This is a genomic window from Orrella sp. 11846 (genome assembly GCF_048820935.1).
Classification (GTDB): Bacteria; Pseudomonadota; Gammaproteobacteria; order Burkholderiales; family Burkholderiaceae_B; genus Algicoccus.
The window spans coordinates 139,112-161,003 of the sequence record NZ_JBMERD010000002.1 but is presented as its reverse complement, the minus strand read 5'-3'; the positions used below and the strand labels follow the sequence as shown (position 1 = coordinate 161,003).

21 protein-coding genes and 1 pseudogene are annotated in these 21,892 nt (G+C 48.8%); 13 read left to right on the top strand and 9 right to left on the bottom strand.

The annotated features are described in order from the left end of the window. Window positions 1–62 precede the first annotated feature (62 nt). From ACOI06_RS02345 to ACOI06_RS02320, 6 genes are read left to right on the top strand one after another with little or no spacing between them, the layout of a single operon-like run. Window positions 63–635, top strand: coding sequence for a tautomerase family protein (locus ACOI06_RS02345; protein WP_420660880.1), 573 nt, complete (start codon window positions 63–65; stop codon window positions 633–635). Between the two features lie 59 nt (window positions 636–694). Next, window positions 695–1,573 (top strand): isocitrate lyase/PEP mutase family protein, encoded by an 879-nt coding sequence (locus tag ACOI06_RS02340; RefSeq protein ID WP_420660879.1) that lies wholly within the window; start codon window positions 695–697, stop codon window positions 1,571–1,573. 52 nt (window positions 1,574–1,625) lie between these two features. Then, window positions 1,626–2,297, top strand: coding sequence for an isochorismatase family protein (locus tag ACOI06_RS02335; protein WP_420660878.1), 672 nt, complete (start codon window positions 1,626–1,628; stop codon window positions 2,295–2,297). 19 nt (window positions 2,298–2,316) lie between these two features. After that, complete coding sequence (locus ACOI06_RS02330) at window positions 2,317–3,273, top strand: polysaccharide deacetylase family protein (RefSeq protein WP_420660877.1); 957 nt, start codon at window positions 2,317–2,319, stop codon at window positions 3,271–3,273. Further along, window positions 3,270–4,205, top strand: coding sequence for a polysaccharide deacetylase family protein (locus tag ACOI06_RS02325; RefSeq protein WP_420660876.1), 936 nt, complete (start codon window positions 3,270–3,272; stop codon window positions 4,203–4,205). The genes ACOI06_RS02330 and ACOI06_RS02325 overlap by 4 nt, the downstream gene beginning before the upstream one ends. Window positions 4,206–4,219: 14 nt before the next feature. Continuing rightward, entirely contained in the window at window positions 4,220–5,638 is a 1,419-nt protein-coding gene (locus ACOI06_RS02320) for an FAD-dependent oxidoreductase (RefSeq protein WP_420660875.1), read from the top strand. Between the two features lie 20 nt (window positions 5,639–5,658). On the opposite strand, the gene leuD is transcribed toward ACOI06_RS02320, so the two are convergent. Further along, complete coding sequence (gene leuD, locus ACOI06_RS02315; protein ID WP_420660874.1) at window positions 5,659–6,300, bottom strand: 3-isopropylmalate dehydratase small subunit; 642 nt, start codon at window positions 6,298–6,300, stop codon at window positions 5,659–5,661. 51 nt (window positions 6,301–6,351) lie between these two features. Beyond that, window positions 6,352–7,797: a 3-isopropylmalate dehydratase large subunit gene (gene leuC, locus ACOI06_RS02310; RefSeq protein ID WP_420660873.1), complete on the bottom strand. Its 1,446-nt coding sequence runs from the start codon at window positions 7,795–7,797 to the stop codon at window positions 6,352–6,354. A gap of 502 nt (window positions 7,798–8,299) precedes the next feature. Between leuC and ACOI06_RS02305 the strand changes: the two genes are divergently transcribed. Genes ACOI06_RS02305 through phoU form a run of 5 tightly spaced genes read left to right on the top strand, consistent with a single transcriptional unit; the run spans window position 8,300 to window position 13,733 of the window. Beyond that, window positions 8,300–9,331, top strand: coding sequence for a PstS family phosphate ABC transporter substrate-binding protein (locus ACOI06_RS02305; RefSeq protein ID WP_420660872.1), 1,032 nt, complete (start codon window positions 8,300–8,302; stop codon window positions 9,329–9,331). A 58-nt stretch (window positions 9,332–9,389) separates the two neighbouring features. Further along, window positions 9,390–10,766, top strand: coding sequence for a phosphate ABC transporter permease subunit PstC (pstC, locus tag ACOI06_RS02300; RefSeq protein ID WP_420660871.1), 1,377 nt, complete (start codon window positions 9,390–9,392; stop codon window positions 10,764–10,766). Continuing rightward, on the top strand, window positions 10,759–12,150 hold the full coding sequence (gene pstA, locus ACOI06_RS02295) for a phosphate ABC transporter permease PstA (RefSeq protein ID WP_420660870.1): 1,392 nt from the start codon (window positions 10,759–10,761) through the stop codon (window positions 12,148–12,150). Before pstC ends, pstA begins: the two co-directional genes overlap by 8 nt. A 20-nt stretch (window positions 12,151–12,170) precedes the next feature. Further along, window positions 12,171–12,971: a phosphate ABC transporter ATP-binding protein PstB gene (pstB, locus tag ACOI06_RS02290; RefSeq protein ID WP_420661018.1), complete on the top strand. Its 801-nt coding sequence runs from the start codon at window positions 12,171–12,173 to the stop codon at window positions 12,969–12,971. Between the two features lie 45 nt (window positions 12,972–13,016). Then, window positions 13,017–13,733, top strand: a complete 717-nt coding sequence (gene phoU / locus ACOI06_RS02285) for a phosphate signaling complex protein PhoU (protein ID WP_420660869.1) — start codon at window positions 13,017–13,019, stop codon at window positions 13,731–13,733. Window positions 13,734–13,772: 39 nt separating this feature from the next. Here phoU and phoR read toward each other — a convergent pair whose 3' ends face one another. The 6 genes and pseudogenes from phoR to ACOI06_RS02255 all read right to left on the bottom strand — a co-directional run bounded on the left by phoR (window position 13,773) and on the right by ACOI06_RS02255 (window position 19,016). Beyond that, window positions 13,773–15,101, bottom strand: a complete 1,329-nt coding sequence (gene phoR, locus ACOI06_RS02280) for a phosphate regulon sensor histidine kinase PhoR (protein WP_420660868.1) — start codon at window positions 15,099–15,101, stop codon at window positions 13,773–13,775. 59 nt (window positions 15,102–15,160) lie between these two features. Then, the gene (gene phoB / locus ACOI06_RS02275; RefSeq protein ID WP_420660866.1) at window positions 15,161–15,856 is read right to left on the bottom strand and encodes a phosphate regulon transcriptional regulator PhoB; all 696 of its coding nucleotides are present in this window, start codon (window positions 15,854–15,856) and stop codon (window positions 15,161–15,163) included. A 211-nt stretch (window positions 15,857–16,067) separates the two neighbouring features. Beyond that, window positions 16,068–16,435 (bottom strand): annotated as a pseudogene (locus ACOI06_RS02270) (hypothetical protein); the annotation flags it as partial. Between the two features lie 87 nt (window positions 16,436–16,522). Continuing rightward, window positions 16,523–17,791: a putative Na+/H+ antiporter gene (locus ACOI06_RS02265; protein WP_420660865.1), complete on the bottom strand. Its 1,269-nt coding sequence runs from the start codon at window positions 17,789–17,791 to the stop codon at window positions 16,523–16,525. A 227-nt stretch (window positions 17,792–18,018) separates the two neighbouring features. Further along, window positions 18,019–18,189: a hypothetical protein gene (locus ACOI06_RS02260; protein ID WP_420660864.1), complete on the bottom strand. Its 171-nt coding sequence runs from the start codon at window positions 18,187–18,189 to the stop codon at window positions 18,019–18,021. 26 nt (window positions 18,190–18,215) lie between these two features. Beyond that, window positions 18,216–19,016 carry an enoyl-CoA hydratase-related protein gene (locus tag ACOI06_RS02255; RefSeq protein ID WP_420660863.1) on the bottom strand — a complete coding sequence of 267 codons (801 nt, stop codon included), beginning with the start codon at window positions 19,014–19,016 and terminating at the stop codon, window positions 18,216–18,218. 218 nt (window positions 19,017–19,234) lie between these two features. On the opposite strand from ACOI06_RS02255, the gene ACOI06_RS02250 reads away from it, so the two are divergent. Further along, window positions 19,235–20,104, top strand: a complete 870-nt coding sequence (locus ACOI06_RS02250; RefSeq protein ID WP_420660862.1) for an N-formylglutamate amidohydrolase — start codon at window positions 19,235–19,237, stop codon at window positions 20,102–20,104. Window positions 20,105–20,203: 99 nt separating this feature from the next. Here the strand turns inward: ACOI06_RS02250 and ACOI06_RS02245 are convergent, their stop codons facing one another. Then, window positions 20,204–21,091: a pirin family protein gene (locus ACOI06_RS02245; RefSeq protein ID WP_420660861.1), complete on the bottom strand. Its 888-nt coding sequence runs from the start codon at window positions 21,089–21,091 to the stop codon at window positions 20,204–20,206. 215 nt (window positions 21,092–21,306) lie between these two features. On the opposite strand from ACOI06_RS02245, the gene ACOI06_RS02240 reads away from it, so the two are divergent. Then, window positions 21,307–21,888 carry a CoxG family protein gene (locus ACOI06_RS02240; protein ID WP_420660860.1) on the top strand — a complete coding sequence of 194 codons (582 nt, stop codon included), beginning with the start codon at window positions 21,307–21,309 and terminating at the stop codon, window positions 21,886–21,888. The last annotated feature ends 4 nt before the right edge of the window (window positions 21,889–21,892 follow it).

The window sequence follows — 21,892 nt, the reverse complement described above, 5'->3', positions numbered from 1 at the left end:
CATTTAAATGCTTGCAATGCGCCACAAATATTGATCGACCTGATTCAAAAGGAGTCTTTTCAATGCCTATTCTCAATGTTTCCTTACTAGAAGGCTATGCACCACATACACGACAAGCCCTTGGCCAAGCATTAACCAAAGCGGTGCAGCAAGTCATTGATGCCCATCCTGACGCTATCGTAGTCTGCTTCAATGAAATTGGCGAACACAATTACTATCGGGGCGGTCAAAGCCGTCGAGCAGGTGCAGCCCGAACGGCACCCGCCGACATCGTGAAAGATTTCCTTCTGGCCATGCAAGCACGCGATCTCCAAAAAGCCAACACGTATTTGGCGTCAGGATTCACCATGACCTTCCCTGGCAGCGAACCCATGACAACACTGGCTGAACTTGTCGAGTTCTCAAAGGATCGCTACCGTTTTGTTAAAAAGAATTTCGAATCGTTTGACACCGCTTGGCAAGACGATTTAGCCATTGTCTACTGCCACGGCACGCTTTATGGCGAAGCATTAGACGGCTCTTCTTTTGAGGGTATTCGTTTCATGGATCGTTTTGAGGTGCGCGGTTCGCAACTCACCAAACAACAAGTCTGGAACGATCTCGCCCTCTTTCTCGACTCTCCCAAAACAAAATAACCATCACGTTCAGTTGAACGACGATTACATCAGTACCTCATAAAAAAAGGCAGCCCACCATGATCCTTGAAACAAAAAAAATGCCCACCATTCAGGAACAAATACAAACCGATTTGTGTCTCGCCCCCGGTGTTTACGATGCACTTTCTGCGCGCATGGCACAGCAGGCCGGATTCGAAACCGTTTACTTGTCAGGTGCAAGCGTGGCCTATACACGCCTGGGCGGACCCGACATTGGTTTATTAGGCTTAACTGAAGTTGCCGACGTATTGCGCTATATCAGTGAGCAAACCGATGTCAACGTCATTGTGGATGCGGACACAGGTTTTGGTAATGCGATTAACGTCATGCGTACCGTTCGATTACTCGAGCGCGAAGGTGCCCACGCGATTCAGCTAGAAGACCAAGGTTTCCCAAAAAGATGTGGCCATCTCCGAGGTAAAACCTTGGTATCTAAAGCTGAAATGGTTGGCAAACTCAAAGCAGCTGTAGACGCACGTCGTTCGGACGACACCCTCATCATCGGACGCACCGATGCCATTGCAGTCAACGGTATCGGCGACGCGATTGAACGAGCAGTTGCCTATCAGGAGGCGGGGGCCGACATTATTTTTGTGGAAGGCTATCGTGACCAGTCCCATATCGATCAAATCATGCGGGCGTTGCATGGCAAAGTCCCTTTAATGGCCAATATGGTCGAAGGAGGTGACACCCCGATTGATGACGCACAAACGTTGAGGAAAAAAGGCTATTCACTCGTCATTTTTCCAGGCGGTCTTGTCCGTGCACTGACATTTGCCATGCAGGGCTACTTTGAATCGCTCAAACGAACAGGAACGACCGATGCCTGGCGCGACAAGATGCTTAACTTTACTGAGCTCAATGAAGTGATACAAACGCCGGCTGTTCTGGAACTCGGTCAGCAATACGAACCCTGAGTCAGACACCCATCCTAACCCTCTGTTTACATCAACCCAGCAAGGAGTTTTCATGATTGAATCTAACAAAACTGCCCGTGAGATCTTCCATGAAGTCATGGCAAATCCGCAACGCGTCCCATTCGGATTTGGCAAAAAAGCTATTCTGGTCAACGTTGATCTACAAAAGTCTTATACGCGCACAGACCTTTTTAAGACGGCCTACGAGACCGACCCGAAACAACTCGAATACGTTAATGAGTTGGTGCGGGCATTTCGCGCATTGAATTGGCCAATTGTTTGGACGAATGTGGCCTACATGGAGTCGGGTGAAGATGCTGGGGTCTGGGGTACGCGCACTGATACGGTTGATTCCCTGCAAAATATTAAAGTTGGCTCCGAACGCTCCGAGCTCGATGATCGTTTAGAAATTGATCTCGTGCGCGACAGCTTCATGAACAAACGCATGCCCTCTGCGTTTTTTGAAACCAACCTTCAATCGCTCATGGTTTGGCATCAGGCAGATACGGTCATTGTGACAGGCGGCTCAACATCCGGTTGTGTGCGTGCCACGGTCGTCGAAAGCCTCTCACGTGGCTACCGCACCATTGTGCCCATAGAGTGTGTGGCTGACAAACACGAAAGCTATCATTTTGCGAACCTCACTGACATGGTTCTCAAATACGCCGACGTGATGAACGTTCAAGACATTTTGACTTGGTTGCAACAACAAAAACAAGCTTGAGTTCGGAGGTAATAGCGAAATGAAGCCCGATCCTGGTTATTACGACGAATGGCCTTACGAGAACCGACCTAAAATCACCTGGCCCGGTGGTGCACGCGTTGCGTTCTGGGTGGCTCCAAACATCGAATTCTACGAACTTGATCCACCTATCAATCCGTATCGTAAAGCGTGGCCTACACCACACCCCAGCATTCCTGGCTACGCCATTCGCGACTACGGAAACCGCGTCGGCCATGAACGTCAAATGCAAGTTCTGGATCGCTATGGCATTCGGGGTTCTATTTCGCTGTCAACCGCGTTGTGCGAACATCACCCAGAAATCATTGCCGCCTGCAAAGAACGCAACTGGGAGTTTTTCAGTCACGGCATCTATAACACGCGCTATACCTATGGCATGTCTGAGGATCAAGAACGCACCATGATCCGTGATTCGATGGAAACCATCTATCGCCATACAGGTCAAGAATGTTCTGGCTATCTAGCACCTGCGCTCTCCCATTCAGATCATACGCTTGATTTGTTTAGCGAAGTTGGCGCTGATCTTTTCGGGGCAGACAGTATGGCAGGCATCTACACCTGCGACTTGTTTCACGACGATCAGCCCACACCGATCAAACTGCGCAGCCAACGCCGCTTCATTTCTGTTCCATACTCTTTAGAAATGAACGACACGATTGTCTATGCGGTCAACAAGGTAACGCCTCGGCACTATCTGACGATGCTTAAACGGCATTTCGATCGTTTGTACCAAGAAGGCGCGACCTCAGGAACCGTCATGTGCATTCCAACCCACAACTATCAAGTCAGCTGCCCCCATCGGCTAGCCGCCTTTGAAGAAGCCTTGGACTACATCACAAGTCACAGTGATGTCTGGATCACGACTGGGCGCGAAATCGCGCAGCATTACCTGCAGCACAACTACGATCAAGCCGCTCAAGACATTCACACCGGAACAAACAATGGAGGCCTCTCATGAGTCAACTCGATCCGAGCCATCTCCAGTACGACAAACGTCAATATGGTCATGATCATGATTGGTTTCAATGGTCCATGATGGGGCAACGCCCCGCCTTAGTCTGGCCCGATCACAAGCCGCTCGCAGTCTGGATCAATGTCAGCCTCCAACATTTCCCTCTCAACCAAAAGGGTCAACCATTCAAGCCACCGTTCGGAATGACGATGCCTTATCCCGATTTGCGCCATTTCTCATTACGAGACTATGGCAATCGCGTGGGAATCTATCGGTTTTTAAAGTTTTTTGAAACCAATCAAATTCCGGTCACTTATGCCGTCAACGGGCGACTCACACAATATTCACCGCAATTGATTAAGCGTATCAGTCAAACAGATTGTGAAATCGTGGCTCATGGCTGGGATATGGATCACCAGCACACGAGTGAATTGACGCGCGAGCAAGAATCTGAATCTATCGTCAGAACACTTAGCGCCCTACGCGCAGCTACAGGCAAGCAGATCAACGGCTGGCTTAGTCCTGCTCGCCACCAAAGCTGGAACACCCTGTCTTTGCTGGCCGAACATGGACTCACCTACTGCATGGACTGGGTCAATGATGACCTCCCTTATCCGGTCACGCTTGATACGGGATCGCTCACAATGCTGCCCCTGAACGCTGAAATCGAGGACAGCTTTGTGATGGGCAGCAATCTTCACAGCGAAGATGAATGGGCTGACCAAGTCACGGATGCGATTGATTTCTTGTTACGCGAAGCGCAATCTACCAACGCGGGGCGCATGCTCGGTATTAGTTTGCACCCATGGCTCACCGGTCAACCACACCGTATCGCACTAGCAGAGCGTGTGCTCAACCATCTCTTGGCACGACAAGACCAGATTTGGCTCACAACCGCCAACCAAATCGTTCAGGCTTTTAACACCCAGCAAACATAGGACGCGCGTCACCCATGACAACCAATCCAGACTCTCACATATTGACCCTACGCGACGCGCCTGAAGTGTGTCTCCCGATCGTCATCGTCGGGGCAGGCGCTTGTGGTTTGACTGCGGCGTTAGCCGCACGAGATACGGGTGCTGATGTGTTAGTTTTGGAACGCGATCCTGTTCCTCGCGGCAGCACAGCGATGTCCTCTGGATTAATTCCAGCAGCAGGAAGTCGCTGGCAACAATCACTCGACATTGCCGATTCTGCCAGCCTGATGGTCAGTGACATTCAACATAAAAATCACCATCAAGCGGATCCTGAGATCGTTGAACTTTGTGCGCAACGTTCCGCAAAAACTTTGCACTGGCTTGCCGATCAGCACGGCTTAACCTTCAGCTTGGTAACAGGATTTCTCTATCCTGGACACTCCGTTATGCGCATGCACGGCACGCCGAGTCGCACTGGGGAAGAGTTGATGGGGGCCTTAACAAATGCCGTCGAGAATGCGGGCATTGATCTTTTGTGTGACGCACGCGCCCAGCAACTCTTGGTTTCTGACGCAGGTCGTCTTTGTGGTGTACGGATTCAACGTCCTGATGGCAGTACCGAAGACATTGGATGCAAGGCACTCATCCTTGCTAGCAGTGGATTTGGGGGCAATGCAGACCTCGTGCAGCAATTTATACCAGACATGATGAACGCCGTTTATCACGGACACACAGGGAATCAAGGCGACGCGATTCTGTGGGGAAATGAACTAAATGCACAGACTGCAGACCTAGGGGCTTATCAGGGCCATGGATCAGTCGCGTGGCCCCTTCAGACCCTGATCACCTGGTCCGTCATGATGATGGGCGGCGTGCAAGTCAATCTAAACGCACAGCGTTTTTCGAATGAACATGATGGCTATTCTGAGCAAGCACGTCGCGTCCTTCAACAGCCCGACGGTCTTGCTTGGAATATTTTTGATCAGAGAATTCATGATGCAACATTGGCATTCGATGACTATCGGCAAGCCTGGCAAGCCGGGGCTGTGATCCAAGCCGACTCCGTCTCAGAATTAGCAAGACTCACAAAGCTTGATGCAGATGCCTTGCAACAAACCTTGACGCAAACCCAGTCTCTCTGTGAACAGAACGCAATGGATCAAACAGGCCGTCAATTCACAACCGAACAAATTTTACGCCCACCGTTTTATGCGGTTAAGGTCACCGGCGCTTTGTTTCATACCCAAGGCGGACTGGTCGTCAACACACACGCTCAAGTGCTCGACACCAAAGGCAATCCAATCCCAGGTTTATATGCAGGCGGAGGTGCTGCGCGAGGTGTATCAGGGGCAGGCGACACAGGCTATCTCTCAGGCAATGGGTTATTAGCCGCTGTGATGCTCGGCGCGACAGCCGGTGAAAATGCAGCAAAAGATGTGCTCAACATGGCGTGAGCATAGAGTTCATTTCTCGTTCAGATCGGCGTTTTAAGCCACGGAAAACTCTTGTGATACTGAGTCTCAAACGCATCGATTTGCGGCTGATAAGACAAGGTCAAAGACAGCTCATCTAGTCCTTTAAGCAAACATTCACGCCAAAATGCATCCACCTCAAACGAAATCTGACCATTAGCCCAACGTACTTCACATGATTCCAGATCGACAGTTAGCTCAGAAACACCGTCTGTTGATTGTGTTGCCAACGCATCCATGACACGGGCATGATCCTGCGCACTCAGTCGAATCGGAAGCACGCCATTTTTAAAACAATTGTTATGGAAAATATCGCCAAACGTGGTACCAATCACCGCACGCACCCCGTAATCGGCAAGAGCATAAACGGCTCCTTCGCGAGAGGATCCACAACCAAAATTCTCTTCCACCACAAGAATCTCAGGACGTTTGTCGTCCGGTTGATTCAGAACATGGTTTTTTAATTCACCCTGCTCATCAAAACGGGCGTCGTAAAATAAGTACTGACCGTAACCCAATGCACGATCTTTCTTCAAAAAACGAGCAGGAATAATTTGGTCAGTATCAATATTGGGACCACGTAGCGCGATTGCGCGTGCCGTCAAAACTGACAGTGGCTCAAAAATGGTGGACTGCGATTTCATAGTGGAACAACTCCAGTGATAGCCTGATTCAGAAGCATCTGTCAGCCAAAACTACTCAGCGATGAGCGTGCGTACATCCGTTAGTTTGCCCGTCACGGCTGCGGCAGCAGCCATGGCCGGACTCATCAGATGAGTGCGCGCACCGGGTCCTTGTCGACCGACGAAGTTTCGATTTGAAGTCGATGCAATTCTTTCCCCGGGTTGTCCAATATCGCCATTCATGGCAGCACACATGGAGCAACCCGATGAACGCCATTCCAATCCGGCATCCATAAAGATCTGGTCAAGTCCTAATGCTTCGGCCTGTGCTTTGACAAGACCTGAACCAGGCACCACCAGACCGGACACTTTGACTTTACGACCTTTCAATACGCGAGCCGCCTCTTGCAGATCGCTCAAACGACTATTGGTACAGGAACCAATAAAAACACGATCAATGGACACGTCCGACATTTTCATACCTGGCTGCAGATCCATATAAGTCAAAGCCTGCCTGGCGCCCTCACGGGTCTGTATATCCGCAAACCCTTCAGGATCAGGTACAACCTCATCAATCGCACAGCCTGCGTCTGGACTGGTGCCCCATGTGACCATCGGTCTGATTTCGCTTGCATTCATCACAATGTCCCGATCAAACACAGCATCATCGTCCGAGCGTAACGTTTTCCAGTAAGCGAGGGCTTCATCCCAAGCGGCACCACGTGGCACTTGTGGCTTGTCTGCGAGAAACTCAAAAGTCGTGTCATCAGGTGCAATGCTCCCCAAGCGGGCACCTGCTTCAATCGACATATTACAAATCGTTAAACGACCATCCATATTCAGTGACGAAATCGCAGACCCCGCATACTCAATCGCATGACCAACCGCGCCAGATGCACCTATACGAGCAATAATCGCCAAAATAATATCTTTTGCAAACACACCTGGCTGTAACACACCATCGACGCGAATTCGCATCACTTTCGGTGCGATTTGCCAAAGTGTTTGCGTTGCCATCACGTGCATACTTTCTGACTGTCCGATTCCAAACGCAATGGCGCCAAGCGCGCCATGCGTAGACGTATGGCTATCACTACAAACCACCGTCATGCCGGGCAACGTGATCCCTTGCTCGGGTCCAACCACATGAACAATGCCTTGACGCTGATCAGCCAACTCGAAGTGAGGAATCTGACCCCATTTCATGTTGTCATCAAACAAAGTGATCATATGGGCGATTTCAGGCGTTGCCGCATCTTCGGCACGACGACCCCATGTCGGCACATAATGATCCGGCACCCCAAATACCTGTGAAGGATGTCGAATCGGCAGCTCACGCGCGCGCAACTGATTGAATGCATGAAACGAACCTTCATGCACAATATGGCGGTCTATATATAGCAATGAAGGGCCCGTTTCTTTACGCACAACAACGTGCGGATTCCAGATTTTTTGAAATAGTGTTTGACTCATGGCATCGATCAACTCGTCGTTTTGTGGATATCCAAATGCTGACACCCGACCTCAGTGCATATTTAGACATGACCGTCTAGCTGGTAGTGTACTCAGTTTAATCGCAAACGTCTTCTATCACAGCACGTTTGCTGTATTGTTTTTATAACATTTGTAACTTAACTGTCAGTCACAACACAAACTGACCAATTCATGCTGACTGCGCATAAAAATTTCGTTCGCCCAAGAACCCTTTCAGGTCACAAGTTAGTTCGTTAGACAAACTCTGTGAATACGGTTCTATTCAGAGTTATTCATATATTTTTCAAAACTTTTAAATCTCTCATCAGCAAGACACTGATTCAATATGCTGTCCAGAAGATAAGTTCGGTCTAAGAATCGAATTACATAGCCTGTCATAAAACTGTCACAAAGTTTCCACATAATCCAATTATCCCTAGATTGTCGATCCCAATAAGGAGCAATCTAGTGACCCTAGATCCGTTTGGTTAGAAGTTTTAAACAACGGGGATCTAACTTTATGAACAAGCACATAAGGATATTTTTGATGATGTTAAGAAAACAACTGTTCGTCGCCACTGTGATTTTCAGCAGCATGACCGCAGCGGGTGCGGCGCACGCACGTGATGTCATACAACTGGCAGGTTCATCCACGGTTTTACCTTTTGCCAGCATCGTAGCGGAAGAGTTCAATCACGCACATCCTGAATTCAAAACCCCTGTTGTGGGTTCTGGTGGGACTGGTGGTGGTTTGCGTCAGTTTTGTCAGGGCATTGGCTTTAACACCACTGACATTGCAAATGCATCCCGATCAATCAGCCAAAAAGAGCTCGAGGCATGTCACAACCAAGGTGTAAAAAATGTCATTGAAATACAGTTTGGTTACGACGGCATCGTCTTTGCCTCACCGAAAGGACAACCTGAGTTTGCGCTCACTGCTGCCGATATTTACAGCGCCTCAGCCGCCAAAGTCCTGATCGATGGACAATGGGTTACCAACCCCTATACCGAATGGTCGCAAATCAATCAGAACTTACCTCAACAAGAAATCATGCTGGTTGTTCCCGCATCAAACCATGGCACTCGTGAGGTATTTGAAGAAAAACTGTTAGTGCCTGGCTGCGATTCGTTTGAACCAGTAAAGGCTTTACCGAAAGAAGAAAAAATCTCCTACTGCACCACGTTACGTTCTGATGGCCGTGTGATTGAGGTCGCAGGCGACTACACCGAAACGTTAACTCGCCTCAATGTTCAGCCTGAAGCCATTGGTGTGTTCGGTTTGGGTTTTTATGAGCAAAACCGTGATCGTCTTCAAGTTGCCACAATCGAAAATATCGCCCCATCGCTCGAAACAATTGCCTCGGGTGCCTACCCTGTATCTCGTCCTTTGTACTTTTACGTCAAAGGTGAACATCTGGAAATCATTCCAGGCTTAACAGAGTATGTGGACTTCTTCCTAACCCCCGAAGTCTCAGGCTTAGGTGGACCTCTGGAAGAAATTGGTTTAATTCCACTGAGTGACGATGAGCGACACACCATTCAAACACGCTTTAAAACTCAAGCGCTCGCCAAACAATAAAAGCTGATTGCGGTGATACAGAGATCATGAAACCATTTGAACTTGGCGTTTTAAGACTATGAGCAACTCCGTTTTGATCATCGGACTCCTAGTCCTGATGGCGCTTGCCTATCAAGTTGGTCTGTTCAAAAGCCGACGATACAGCACCCATCCAAAACAGGGGCGAATGCATTCACGTCCACAGTATCACGCGCTTTTGTTGGCCTTTTGGTGCGTGGTTCCGGCTTTATTTGTCGTTGTATTGTGGGGCATTATTGAGCCATCCATACTTGAGGAAATTGCTTATGCCGAACTCGCAGGCCACGCAAAGATACTGTCGGAAATCGACCAAATTCGCTACCGACAGTTTGCTTATGCGTTAGTCAATGGCCAATCATTGCACGGCACACCACCAGAAGGGTATACATCTGCCGCCGCACACATCAGCAAATTGCAACACTGGGCCACGATCATCAAAGTCGTACTCATGATGAGCTTGGTTGCAATCGGTGGGTTTGCTGTCATGCGGCGTATGTCTGCGCAATTCAAGGCACGTGTCTATGTCGAGAAAATCGCACGCATCGGTCTTATGGTCTGCAGTGGGATCGCGATTCTAACCACGGTTGGCATTGTGTTCTCTATGCTGAGTGAAACTTTAAAGTTTTTCACATTTGTCAGCCCAACTGATTTCTTCTTTGGCACACGCTGGAATCCTGCTTTCAACAGTTCAGATGCCGGACATGGCGAATACGGTTTGTTACCCCTGCTCTGGGGGACTTTTATGGTCAGCATCATTGCCATGCTTGTGGCAGTGCCACTGGGATTATTGATCGCTGTTTATCTGACTGAATATGCACCTGACTGGTTCAGAACGACGAGTAAATCAGTCATCGAAGTCCTCGCAGGCATCCCAACCATTGTGTATGGCGTCTTTGCGATCACATTCATTGGTCCGTGGCTACACGAACTTGGAATGTTGCTCGGCCTACAAGTCCGCGCAGCCAGTGCACTGACGGCAGGTCTAGTCATGGGAATCATGATCATTCCTTTTGTTTCATCACTGTCTGATGACGTGATTAGTCAAGTGCCACGCGCCTTGCGTGACGCATCTTCCGGACTAGGTGCCACATCCCGAGAAACCATTTGTCGAGTCGTCCTACCAGCCGCGATGCCAGGCATTGTTGCAGCGTTTTTATTAGCGATTAGTCGTGCCATTGGTGAAACCATGATTGTCGTCTTAGCTGCAGGCAATAGTCCGAAATTCCATACAAACCCACTAGATGCAATCTCCACAGTCACCGTGAGTATTGTCAATCAGCTTACCGGCGATACAGATTTTGCGGGACCACAGTCTTTAGTTGCATTTGCACTCGGTTTAACACTGCTTGTGATTACGCTGTGCTTAAACATTGTTGCGCTCTTTGTTGTGCGGAAATACCGGGAAGTTTATGAATAATTCAAACCAGTCACCCAATTCATCAGCCTACGTTTCGGCTCAGGAGCGTTTGCAATCCCGACTCAGCAAAGGCTTGCGCAAACGTCATGCAAGGGACAGGCGTTTTCGCTGGTACGGAAGGATTGCCATTATTGCCGGACTCAGCTTAGTGATTCTACTATTTGGTAGCATTCTCTATCGCGGATTACCGGCGATGTGGCAATCCGTGGTTCACGTTCCGGTCTACTTTGACCCAGAAATCATCGAAATAGAGGCCAAACCAGAGCAACGCATCGACGAAAACACGAATGATTTCAACATCAGATTGCTCGATTGGCAAAAACGATTGATCACTCAAAACTGGCAGGGTTTACTGACACAAACCATACAGAACATCTATCCACAACAACACATTAGCGCGCGGGATGTCCGTTCATTATTCACGAGATCAGCAGCACATGATTTACGTGAAGCCTTTATAAAAAACCCTGATCTAATCGGACAAACCGCTTTCATGGATTTACTGACCGACGCCAATGTAGACGTCTGGCTCAGTGGCAATATTAATCGGACACTGAGCGACCGTGATCAACAAGTCAGTAAAAGCGTCCGTGAGCTGGCTGACCGTTTAAGCCATGATGGTCACATTCAGAAAAAATTTAGCCATTCATTGTTTTCGAATACGGATTCACGAAGCTCACCAGCCTCTGCGGGATTGCTCGGTGCGCTAATGGGTTCAATCTTCATCCTGATCATTGTTGTCATCGTCTCTGTACCAATCGGTGTTGCATCCGCGATCTATCTTGAAGAGTTTGCACCCAAAAACCGTTGGACTGACTTAATTGAAGTCAATATTAATAACCTCGCCGCAGTCCCATCAATTGTGTTCGGCCTCTTAGGTGCAGCCGTTTTTATTAATTGGATGGGCATGCCACTTTCAGCCCCACTGGTCGCTGGCTTAGTGCTCAGTCTGATGTCATTGCCAACCGTCATCATCACAACCCGTGCCGCGTTACAAGCTGTTCCTTCCTCGGTGCGTCAAGCAGCCCAAGGCATAGGCGCCTCCCCAATGCAAGTCGTCTTTCACCATGTGCTACCTCTGGCTGCACCCGGCGTTTTGACAGGTACCGTACTTGCATTGGCCCAAGCTTTAGGTGAAACCGCCCCACTGCTATTAATTGGCATGAATGCATTTGTCGCGCATGTCCCGAGCACACCTTTAGATCAGTCAACGGCATTATCCGTACAAATATTTCTCTGGCAGGGGCAAGAGTTACGAAACTTTTTTGAAGGCCGCACAGCAAGCGCCATTATCTTATTGATGACGTTGGTTTTAGGATTAAAAGCATTCGCAATATTCTTGAGAAATCAACTGAATAAACAATGGAAAGGATCAAACCAATGATGTCAGTATCTCAACAACAAATGGGCTTGAGCATTGATGCACTACATGCGCAGCCTACAACTTCGACCATCAAAATTCGAACAAAAGACGTCGATGTTTTCTACGACAACCGACCTGCGATCAAAGGTGTCAGTCTAGATCTATATAAAAACGAGATCGTCGCTTTCATCGGACCATCCGGGTGTGGAAAATCAACTTTCTTGCGAACCCTTAACCGTATGAACGACACGATCCCTGGCTGTCGCGTCGAAGGAGGAGTATATCTGGATGGAGAGGATATTTATGATGACAAGATTGACGTTGTCATGTTACGGGCGCGTGTCGGGATGGTTTTTCAAAAACCCAACCCCTTTCCCAAATCGATTTATGAGAACGTCGCGTATGGACCTAAAATACACGGCCTCGCAAGAGGGCGTAGTGACCTAAATGACATTGTAGAAGAGAGTCTTCTGCGTGCAGGCTTGTGGGATGAAGTCAAAGATCGTCTTAACGCTCGAGCAACAGGCTTATCCGGCGGACAACAACAGCGTCTTTGCATAGCTCGTGCCATCGCAGTCAGTCCCGAAGTGATTCTGATGGATGAACCCTGCTCAGCACTGGATCCCATTGCGACAGCCCGGATTGAAGAGCTCATTGATGAGCTGTCTCGTCAATTCACTATTGTGATGGTGACGCACTCAATGCAACAAGCCGCCCGCGTCTCGGATCGTGTTGCGTACTTCCACATGGGCGAGTTAATTGAAATTAATGCGACCGATAAAGTATTCACACAACCCGACAATCAACTCACTGAAGCCTATATCACCGGAAGGTTTGGTTAAGAGGAGTCTGAACGCCTTAACCATCGCCAATTGGAGTCAAACCTCATGCTTTTCAACTTAAAAAAACATAGTTCTTCACAATTTGCGCAGGAAATGGACAATATTCGCAATGATCTTTTGCGCATGGGCGGCTTAGTCGAAAAACAAGTCCATGATGCTTTGGAATCATTTCTTCAACAAGATGTGGAGCTGGCGCAGCAAGTACTCACCTCAGAACTTCAAGTCGACTTATTAGAAAAACGACTGGACGAAGAATGCGCCAGAGTACTCGCATTGCGTCAACCCGCAGCAATCGATCTGCGCACAATCATTGCGGTGTCTAAATGTGTATCAGAGCTTGAGCGAATTGGTGACAAAGCCGCTAAGATCGCGGATCTCGCTCTAAAGTTAACAGCGCAAGAACCTTTATCAATCGGATATATGGAAGCGCAACACATCGGAACACATGTCAAAAACATGCTCAATGCATCACTCGATGCGTTTGCTCGATTTGATGCCGACAAAGCGATCGAGATTGTCGCTTCAGACGCAGAGGTCGATTCCGCCTATCAAATTGCCATTCGCTCTTTGATTACCTTTATGATTGACGACCCGCATCTGATCATTCGCGTCCTTAAGGTCATGTCGGCGTTGCGCGCACTAGAACGTATTGGCGACCACGCACGTAACGTTTGCGAACAAGTCGTTTATCTGGTGAAAGGCACTGACGTACGTCACCTTCCGATTGAAGAAATGAAAGAGATCGTCAACAAAAAACCATAAGCCAAAACGATCCGCTTCAATCTAATCTAGAGTGAGCTCTTAAACGTGTTCGATGATTTCGGGTGGACGACTTTCATCGTAAACCCGAGATTGCGGGAACTGGCATTGAAACACACTCCCTTGACCCACGATGCTTTCAATGCCTAAATGCGCATCATGTCGCAGCAACACATGTTTAACAATAGCCAGTCCTAGTCCTGTTCCTTTCGCTTGCGAGCTTGGCCCAGCATTCGGTCTATAGAAACGTTCTGTGAGACGAGGCAAATGATGTGTCGCAATCCCTGGGCCATTATCTCGAAATTCTAAAACGCCACCTTCCTCGTTGAACGTCCAAACAATCTCAATTTTTCCGTCTTCTGGGGTGTACTTAACCGCATTCACCAACAAATTCGTAAACGCACACTGCAATTCAGTTTGATCTCCAATCAAGCCAATGTTTTTGGGAATTTCGACGTGAATATGATGGTTTTTTTGTTCAGCAATAATCGCCCCATCTCGCACTAAATTTTCTATGAGTTCAAGCACCTCAACTGGCTTCTGATCAGACTGCACCTGGGTATTTTCCAATCGAGCCAGAAACAGTAAATCAACGATAAGCTCCGTCATTTTTTGAGTTTGCTCAGACATACGCCGCACAGCTAAATCAAGCAATTCGGGCTGGCTCTCCCGGTTATCTATCAACATTTCCAGATAGCCGTTAAAAACAGTCAATGGTGTTTTAAGCTCATGACTCACATTCGCTACAAAATCATTGCGCATTTGCTCCAGTTTATGTAAACGCGTTACATCGCGAATCAACAAAAAGTATTCACCTTCTCCAAAACGGGTCACTGTATATTCCAACATACGATGATGCTGTCGACCTGGCCCAGACAGCACCAACGCGTGCTCGAAGTCTTCATTCGACAAATACTCTGCCATTTTTGGGTTACGAATAAAATTGGTAAAAGTTTGCTGATAATCTGTCGACTTACGCAAACCCAATGTCTGGGCGGCTGCTTTATTCCAAGTTTCAAGTCGCTGACGGCGATCGAGCACAACCACACCATCGCGTAGCGCAGACAGTGAGCTTTCCGTACGGCGAATTAACCACGTCAACTCATCGCGCGTTCTATTTTCTTTACGCAATAACCGATAAAGCTCATTCATTAAGTCTGACCACAACCCACTGCCTTCGGGAGGCTCCCATTCTTTCGGGTAACGATCAATCCATTGAAATACACGGGCACTTTGTAAAACGTTATATATCCACCATGCGAACGGCGCAATGACGGCTGGCCAAAGACTCTCGAGCCACCATGAGATCAACAAGCTGGCAATCAAGACAATTAGAACTCGACGGATTTCACGCTTGATGCTTTCATTCACAGTAGGTTACCGCCTTTTCTATAAAAGATCATTGGAAACCGTCTCTGCTTAATGAAACACTATTCCTTAGGAACAGAAAATCGATAACCAATGCCGCGCACTGTTTGCAGCCAATGGTTATACCCATGCTTTGCCAAGATTTTTCTTAGGCGCAGCACATGGACGTCAACAGTACGATCGACAATATCACTATCCATTCCCCAGACCAAATCTAATAACTGTGCACGCGAATAAGCCCTATCTAGGTTATTCATAAAGAGTGACATCAACCTGAACTCTGTGGGACTTAGCGCCATGATTTTGTCATCAGCCGTCACACACTGACTCACCTGATCTAAGCATAGATTACCAAGTTTAATTTTTTTCGTTTGATCAGACGATTGGACTTGACGTAACGCCGCTTTGATTCGTGAAATCAATTCGCGCACAGAAAATGGTTTAGTGATGTAGTCGTCTGCACCCGCATCTAAACCCCGAACCTTATCATCCTCTTGCTCTCGCGCAGTCAGCATGATGATGGGGAGTCGAGTCGTCTGTGGTGTCTGTCTTAAACGCTTCACTAATTCAACACCGCTCAGACCTGGCATCATCCAATCCAGAAGAATCAGATCCGTTTGATGATCGCGCAGAATTTCCAAAGCTTCTGAAGAATTCTGTGCATGCAACACGTCAAAGCCTGCGTTTTGCAAAGAGAACGCAAGCATTTCTCGGATCGATGTTTCATCATCGATGATCAAAATCGTGTGTCGATGCATAGTTCGAAGATTCTAGCATGATGTCAAAAGACACCTCACGACATACTTAAGGGCACCTCGAACAATCCCTCGTTTTTGGGAACACTAAGCGAAACGCAAAGAGTTTTTTACAAAAAGCAGGTGAAATCGATTTTTAGCGTCAATCAGGACACATTTAGCCCCGCAAAGGCCGAAATTTCGCTTTCCAGTCGCAATTCGGCGCACCAACCCCCTATGAGTGCGCGCCACGACCACCATTCGTGGCCACGAGAAAAACACCCCGCTTGATGTTGTAGCAGGCTGCCATCAAAAGCTTGGAGAAGTTTGCGCGTGCCTGACCAATCGTGCATACGAACTTGCCACCCATCTGGCTGATCGCGGCGAACGGATGCTTAACCCGAGCCCGAGTTAGCGATGCGATAGTTGCGACCTTGTTGCGTCTATGACAAGGGCTTTTTTGCCGGCGCAGCGTCTCTGAATCTGATCTCGATATCCCTTTGGCTCGAGAAATTCCGAGCGTGCTTTGGAGGAGTAGCCCCGGTCTGCGTAAACATCTCGGCTCGTGTTGAACGGGTCGAGTGCGGCATCAAAGTGCTTGCTGGCATACTTGATTTTCTGCCCTCAAAAAAGCCCGACCATCCTCAAACGATCGGGCTCCTTTATAGACACTTTAATGTTTTAGTGACATTAGACCGGCAGCAAGAACATCCCTGCAGCAACCAGTGTAGGCAACGCAGCTGACATGATCAGCTTGGCAGGTGAAATCGCACCGTCTGGAAAGCAGTTTTTCAGGATTGCAAAACCAGCTGGGTTTGGCGCGTTGGCAATTACTGTCAGACCGCCACCCGTCACGGCACCCGCAACCAACATATAGCGCCAAGTTTCAGTCGTGCCCTCAACCAAAGATCCCAGATACGTCAGCGCTGCGTTATCAGTAACAGCCGTCAGCGCAGCCGATCCCCAGAACAACACCATGGGGGCGAGCCCACCCAGAAGATCCTGCAACCACCATTGTTGCAAACCACCCAGCACAATCAAACCAGCCAGAAAGAAACCCACCATCAACCCTTCACGGATCATCAAATTATCCTGATACTGCGGATACGCGTGGGTATAGCCGACAAACATCATAAAGAGACCTAAGAAGAAGGCTGGGTGATGTGCGCCTAGAACCACACCAATAAGTACGAGCAAGTGCACGCCAATCACAGAAAATGGTGTCCGTGCGCGTTTTTGTTCGGATTCCGAAGCTCCAATCATGCCAGCTTTCAGATACTGGCGGCTAAGAAAGGTCAACACACTGGCATTGATAATGACAGCAATCGCAGCACGCCAACCAAAATGCGTCGCCATATAGCCACTATCCCAGCCAAACGCATTGGCCACCATCAGCACTGGCGGCGCTGCATAGGCCGTCATCACACCACCAATCGAAATATTGACGAACAACACGCCAATCGCAAGATACTTGAAACCTGCCTGCCCAGGTTTACGGAAGTAGCCATCACGCAAGAGCAATGCGGCCAAGGTCATTGCCGCAGGCTCCGTGATAAACGAACCCGCCAATGGCACAAGCGCCATAATCACAAAAAAAGTCGAAACCGCACGATCTATTGGTAATAGTTTGGCAACAGCATGGACAATCATCGTCACCAAGTCAATGATGGGGCGGCTTGCGGCAACTACCATAATGACAAACACAAATGCCGGTTCCGTAAAGTTTCTTGAATCCAGATACTGAACCGCTTCACCAGCACCAGCGACCAGCGCCATCACGATGACCAGCACAAACGCCCAGACACCAAACACTGCTTCCACTTCGGAAAGCATGTGCCAAAGTCCAGCGTGCGGACCATTCTTATTAGCCAGACGCGCAAAGACGGGCACAGAAAAGGTATGCACGATGGCAATAACAAATAAAACGGTTGCAATAATTTCAACGAGATGGCCAGGCATGATGGGCGATTACCTTAGTTTTATTCAACAAAGTCACGACAATTGCTTTCTAAAAAAAGCAATCCGCTTCCAGCGCAAAGGGCGTGTTAAAACTGCACACGCCTTCACGCAACCATAAAATTAGTTCCAATGGTAACGCAACGAAAGTCCGCATCAATCCGTATAAACTACAAAGATAGAATTTCGCAGCGCACCATTTTTTGCAAACATGAATATCTTTTAAACGCTCACTTGGTCAATTCTTTAATACCGTCATTAACCTTATCGAGCGCTTTATCAACCTCTCGTCCGGCTTTTTCTGCGGGTCCCGCCTCTTCCTGACAACCTGTCATCAGTAAAACTGAAAGGCCCAAACTACAAGCCATGAGCCAATGCACAATTCCTGTACGTTTCATCATGTCGCTTCCTTGATGTCATGCCATTCTTAATGTTTCACAGTCGCCGCCATGACACGTTGGACGGCTTCCATGTGTTCTGGTTCGTTGTGACACATCCCTTGGAACGTGGCACACAAATCCAGAAAATCTTTCAATTCCATGCGTTGCGCCATTTTCATGAGGCGCTTGGTTTGACGCAAAGCTCTTGGGGGCTGTTGCGCATAGCGTGTTGCGATTTCCTGCACTCTGGGCATCAATGCGTCAGGCTCGACGACTTCGAGCACAATCCCCATCTCTTTGGCCTCTTGAGCCTCCACGATGCGGCCTGACAGCGTCATTTCAAAAGCCTGTTGATAACCAATCAGGCGTTGCATAAACCAAGCGCCACCATCACCGGGAATAATACCCAAATTCAAAAAGGTCTCACCAAACTTGGCCCGCGTGGACGCAATGCGTACATCGGCCATATTGGCCAAATCAAACCCGGCACCAATGGCAGGTCCATTCACAGCGGCAATAATGGGGACTTCGACTTGCTGCAATGACAGCGGGATGCGTTGAATACCTCGGCGATATCGCACCTCAACCTCAGCCACCGTACCTGCAAAATCCGCTTTACGTTCGGCCATGTCCTTGATATTGCCGCCCGCAGAAAACGCCGAACCTGCGCCCGTAATCACCAGCACAGAGATGTCATCACACAAATTGACCCAGCTCGCCACATCGACGATGTCATCAATCAAACCAGTGCCTGTCAATGCATTACGGACATCATGACGATCCATCGTCAGGGTTGCGATACGACCATCCACGGTCAGAATGGACTCACGAGTTTGAGGCAAAGACATCCCAAGACACTCCTTAAAAACGATCAATCAGAATTTTGCACCATTAAAAGCGATGGCGTGCAACACATCTTTCTAGCATAACCGTTTAGTGCACTCTGCTACGAAATTAAAGTGCAATGCTTTTTAAGGCAATGGATGCACTAACAACTCGGGCTGTGAGGTCTTCACAGCACTGCTTTTTCGACTTATGCTGCTAGACACCACGATTAGGAGCTTTTATGACCCTCTCTGCACAGAACAATTTGCCCCCCGTCATTCGACATGAGCCCAAAGTGCCGGCTATTGCGCTGGTCTGTGACTCACCACACAGCGGGATCACCTACCCAGATGGTTTTCAGTGTGCTGCCCCACAAAACCTGATGCGTATGGGTGAGGACAACCATATTCACACCCTTTGGAAAGCGGCACCCGATGTCGGCGCTACATTAATCGAAGCCACATTTCCACGCGTTTTTATCGACCCCAACCGTAGCCTGAAAGATCTGGATCCAGACATGATGGACGGTCAATGGCCTGAGCCCCTGTCGCCCGGTGAAAAAACCCGCCTGGGTAAGGGACTGATCTGGGCTCGGTTAACGGGCGGTGTGCCGATTTATGACAGAAAGCTGCCGGTTGCCGAAGTACAAGATCGCATCGAAACCTATTACAAGCCTTATCACGCGGCTTTAAGTGACGCCATTGATCAGCATTACAAACAATTCAATGCGCTGTGGCACCTGAACTTACACTCGATGCCACACAATGCCTACGAAGGCATGGGCATCAAAACCGATAAGCAAATTGCGGATTTTGTGCTCGGTGATCGCGATGGTACCACCTGCTCGCCTGAGTTCGTCGATGTCATTGCCACGTTCTTGCGCAGCAAAGGCTATAGCGTCGCCTGTAACGACCCTTACAAAGGGGTTGAGTTGATTGCACAGATTGGACAGCCCGAGCGCAATCGTCACAGTCTGCAAATCGAAATTCTCAGACCGCTCTACATGAACGAAGACACCCGTGAGCCCAATGAAGGATTTACAGAGTTACAAAACAACCTGACTACACTTCTCAACGTGATTCGCGACTATATCGTCGATCAAACTAAATAACGCACCACATCCGCTTTACCCTGCGATCCGTTAGATGAAACGGATCGCAGTAGGAAAGCTGAAATGCGTGTTATCGAGTATCACTGAATCAAGTTTCACTCACTCGGGTTTCATCCAAGCCGGTCGCGGCGAATCCAAACTGGGGATACCGGGGATCATCGAACCAAAACGTTCACTACGTGCTTGCCACTGTGCATAGGCCTCTTCGAGGTACGCACGCGATGGTCCGACAAAGTTCCACCACATATGTAATGGTTGTTCACGAGGCGGCCCACCAATCAGCAAACACCGAGTATCTGGATTCAGACAAAGCGCCACTTCTTGCTGCCCCGCGAGTAAAGCCACAAACTGATCCCGCGTAGCGGTCAAATCACCCACTTGCACCTGCCCTGACAAGACAATAACCGCATGCTCGAACTCGGCATTTAAGGCCAGCCCCTGAGCACCGCCCCGAGTGGTGGCTAGGTCAACCCCAACCAACGGGGATTGCGTCCCAATATTCGCGCGGTAGGTCTCGAACTCACCCGCTAGCAATGTGCGCTGGATTTCACCGTCTTGCCATTGAGGGGGTTCAGGCACATGTTCAAACGCGGCAGGACCATCTTCTAATCCCGGTGGCAATGCGATCCAGAACTGGGCAGCATAAATCTTTGCAGGGTCTGTCATCGTGTCTTCCGTGTGACTGATGCCGTGCCCTGCGGTCATCAGGTTGACTTGGCCTGGCCGAATAATCTGCTCATAGCCCAAACTATCCTGATGCAACATCTCACCTTCGATCATCCAGGTCAGAGTCTGAAGCGCAGTATGGGGGTGTTGTTCCGTGTGTAAGCTGTAGTCCCCTGGTCCCATCAAATCCACAAAACACCAAGGACCAACCATGCGCAATGCTTTGGTGGGCAAAGCACGTAACACTTGAACCTCTGGGGATATTTTGGCGCGAACGAGAGAAATTTCTCGCATCATTTTCGCCTGATCATCTTGACGCATTCCATGGATCTCCTTCAGACGCACAAACTTAATAAAACCAAGCTAACACCACAGATCTGTTTAAAACGCCAAACTCTTTTAAAAAGATTCGATACAGATCAAAACCATACCTCGTCGCGCGTGTACGCGTGCGTTGCTCTATGCCACAATGTCAGCGAGCACACGAAATAATTCTCATTGTCTAATACTCGCTGTCATTTCGGAAGGAAAACAACATGCATATGCAAGCCTCGCGTTTACTGAGCATCAGCCCGGAACTAACTTGGCAAGCACTCAATGACCCTGAAATCCTGCAGCAATGCATTCCAGGCTGCAAGCGGTTTGAGGCAGATCCAGATGCAGAAAACACTTATCTGGTGACATCGGAAATCAACGTGGGACCGGTCAATGCGCAGTTCGACGGGCAAATCAAAATCACGGACATCGCCGCACCCAACTCGTATACGCTGAATTTTGATGTGCAAAGCACAACCGCTGGCGCCTGTCAGGGTGCAGCCAAAGTCACCCTCAAAAACCATCAACAGGGTGTTGAGCTTCACTACGATGTCGAACCCCAATTCAGTGGCCACATCGCACAACTGGATGACGCACTCTTAAACAATGCGGCACAGTCCATTGCGAATGATTTTTTCAAACGATTTAAAGCGGTGCTGATGGCAGATCATGACCAAGAAGACGGCACACCTACCACTTACACACGAGCCACCCCAACCCGCAAAGAATCGACCTCGGTTCCTATTTGGTTCTGGCTCATTGTGCTTGCCGCAGTGGTGGCCGGCGTTGTCATACTCGGTTAAGCGA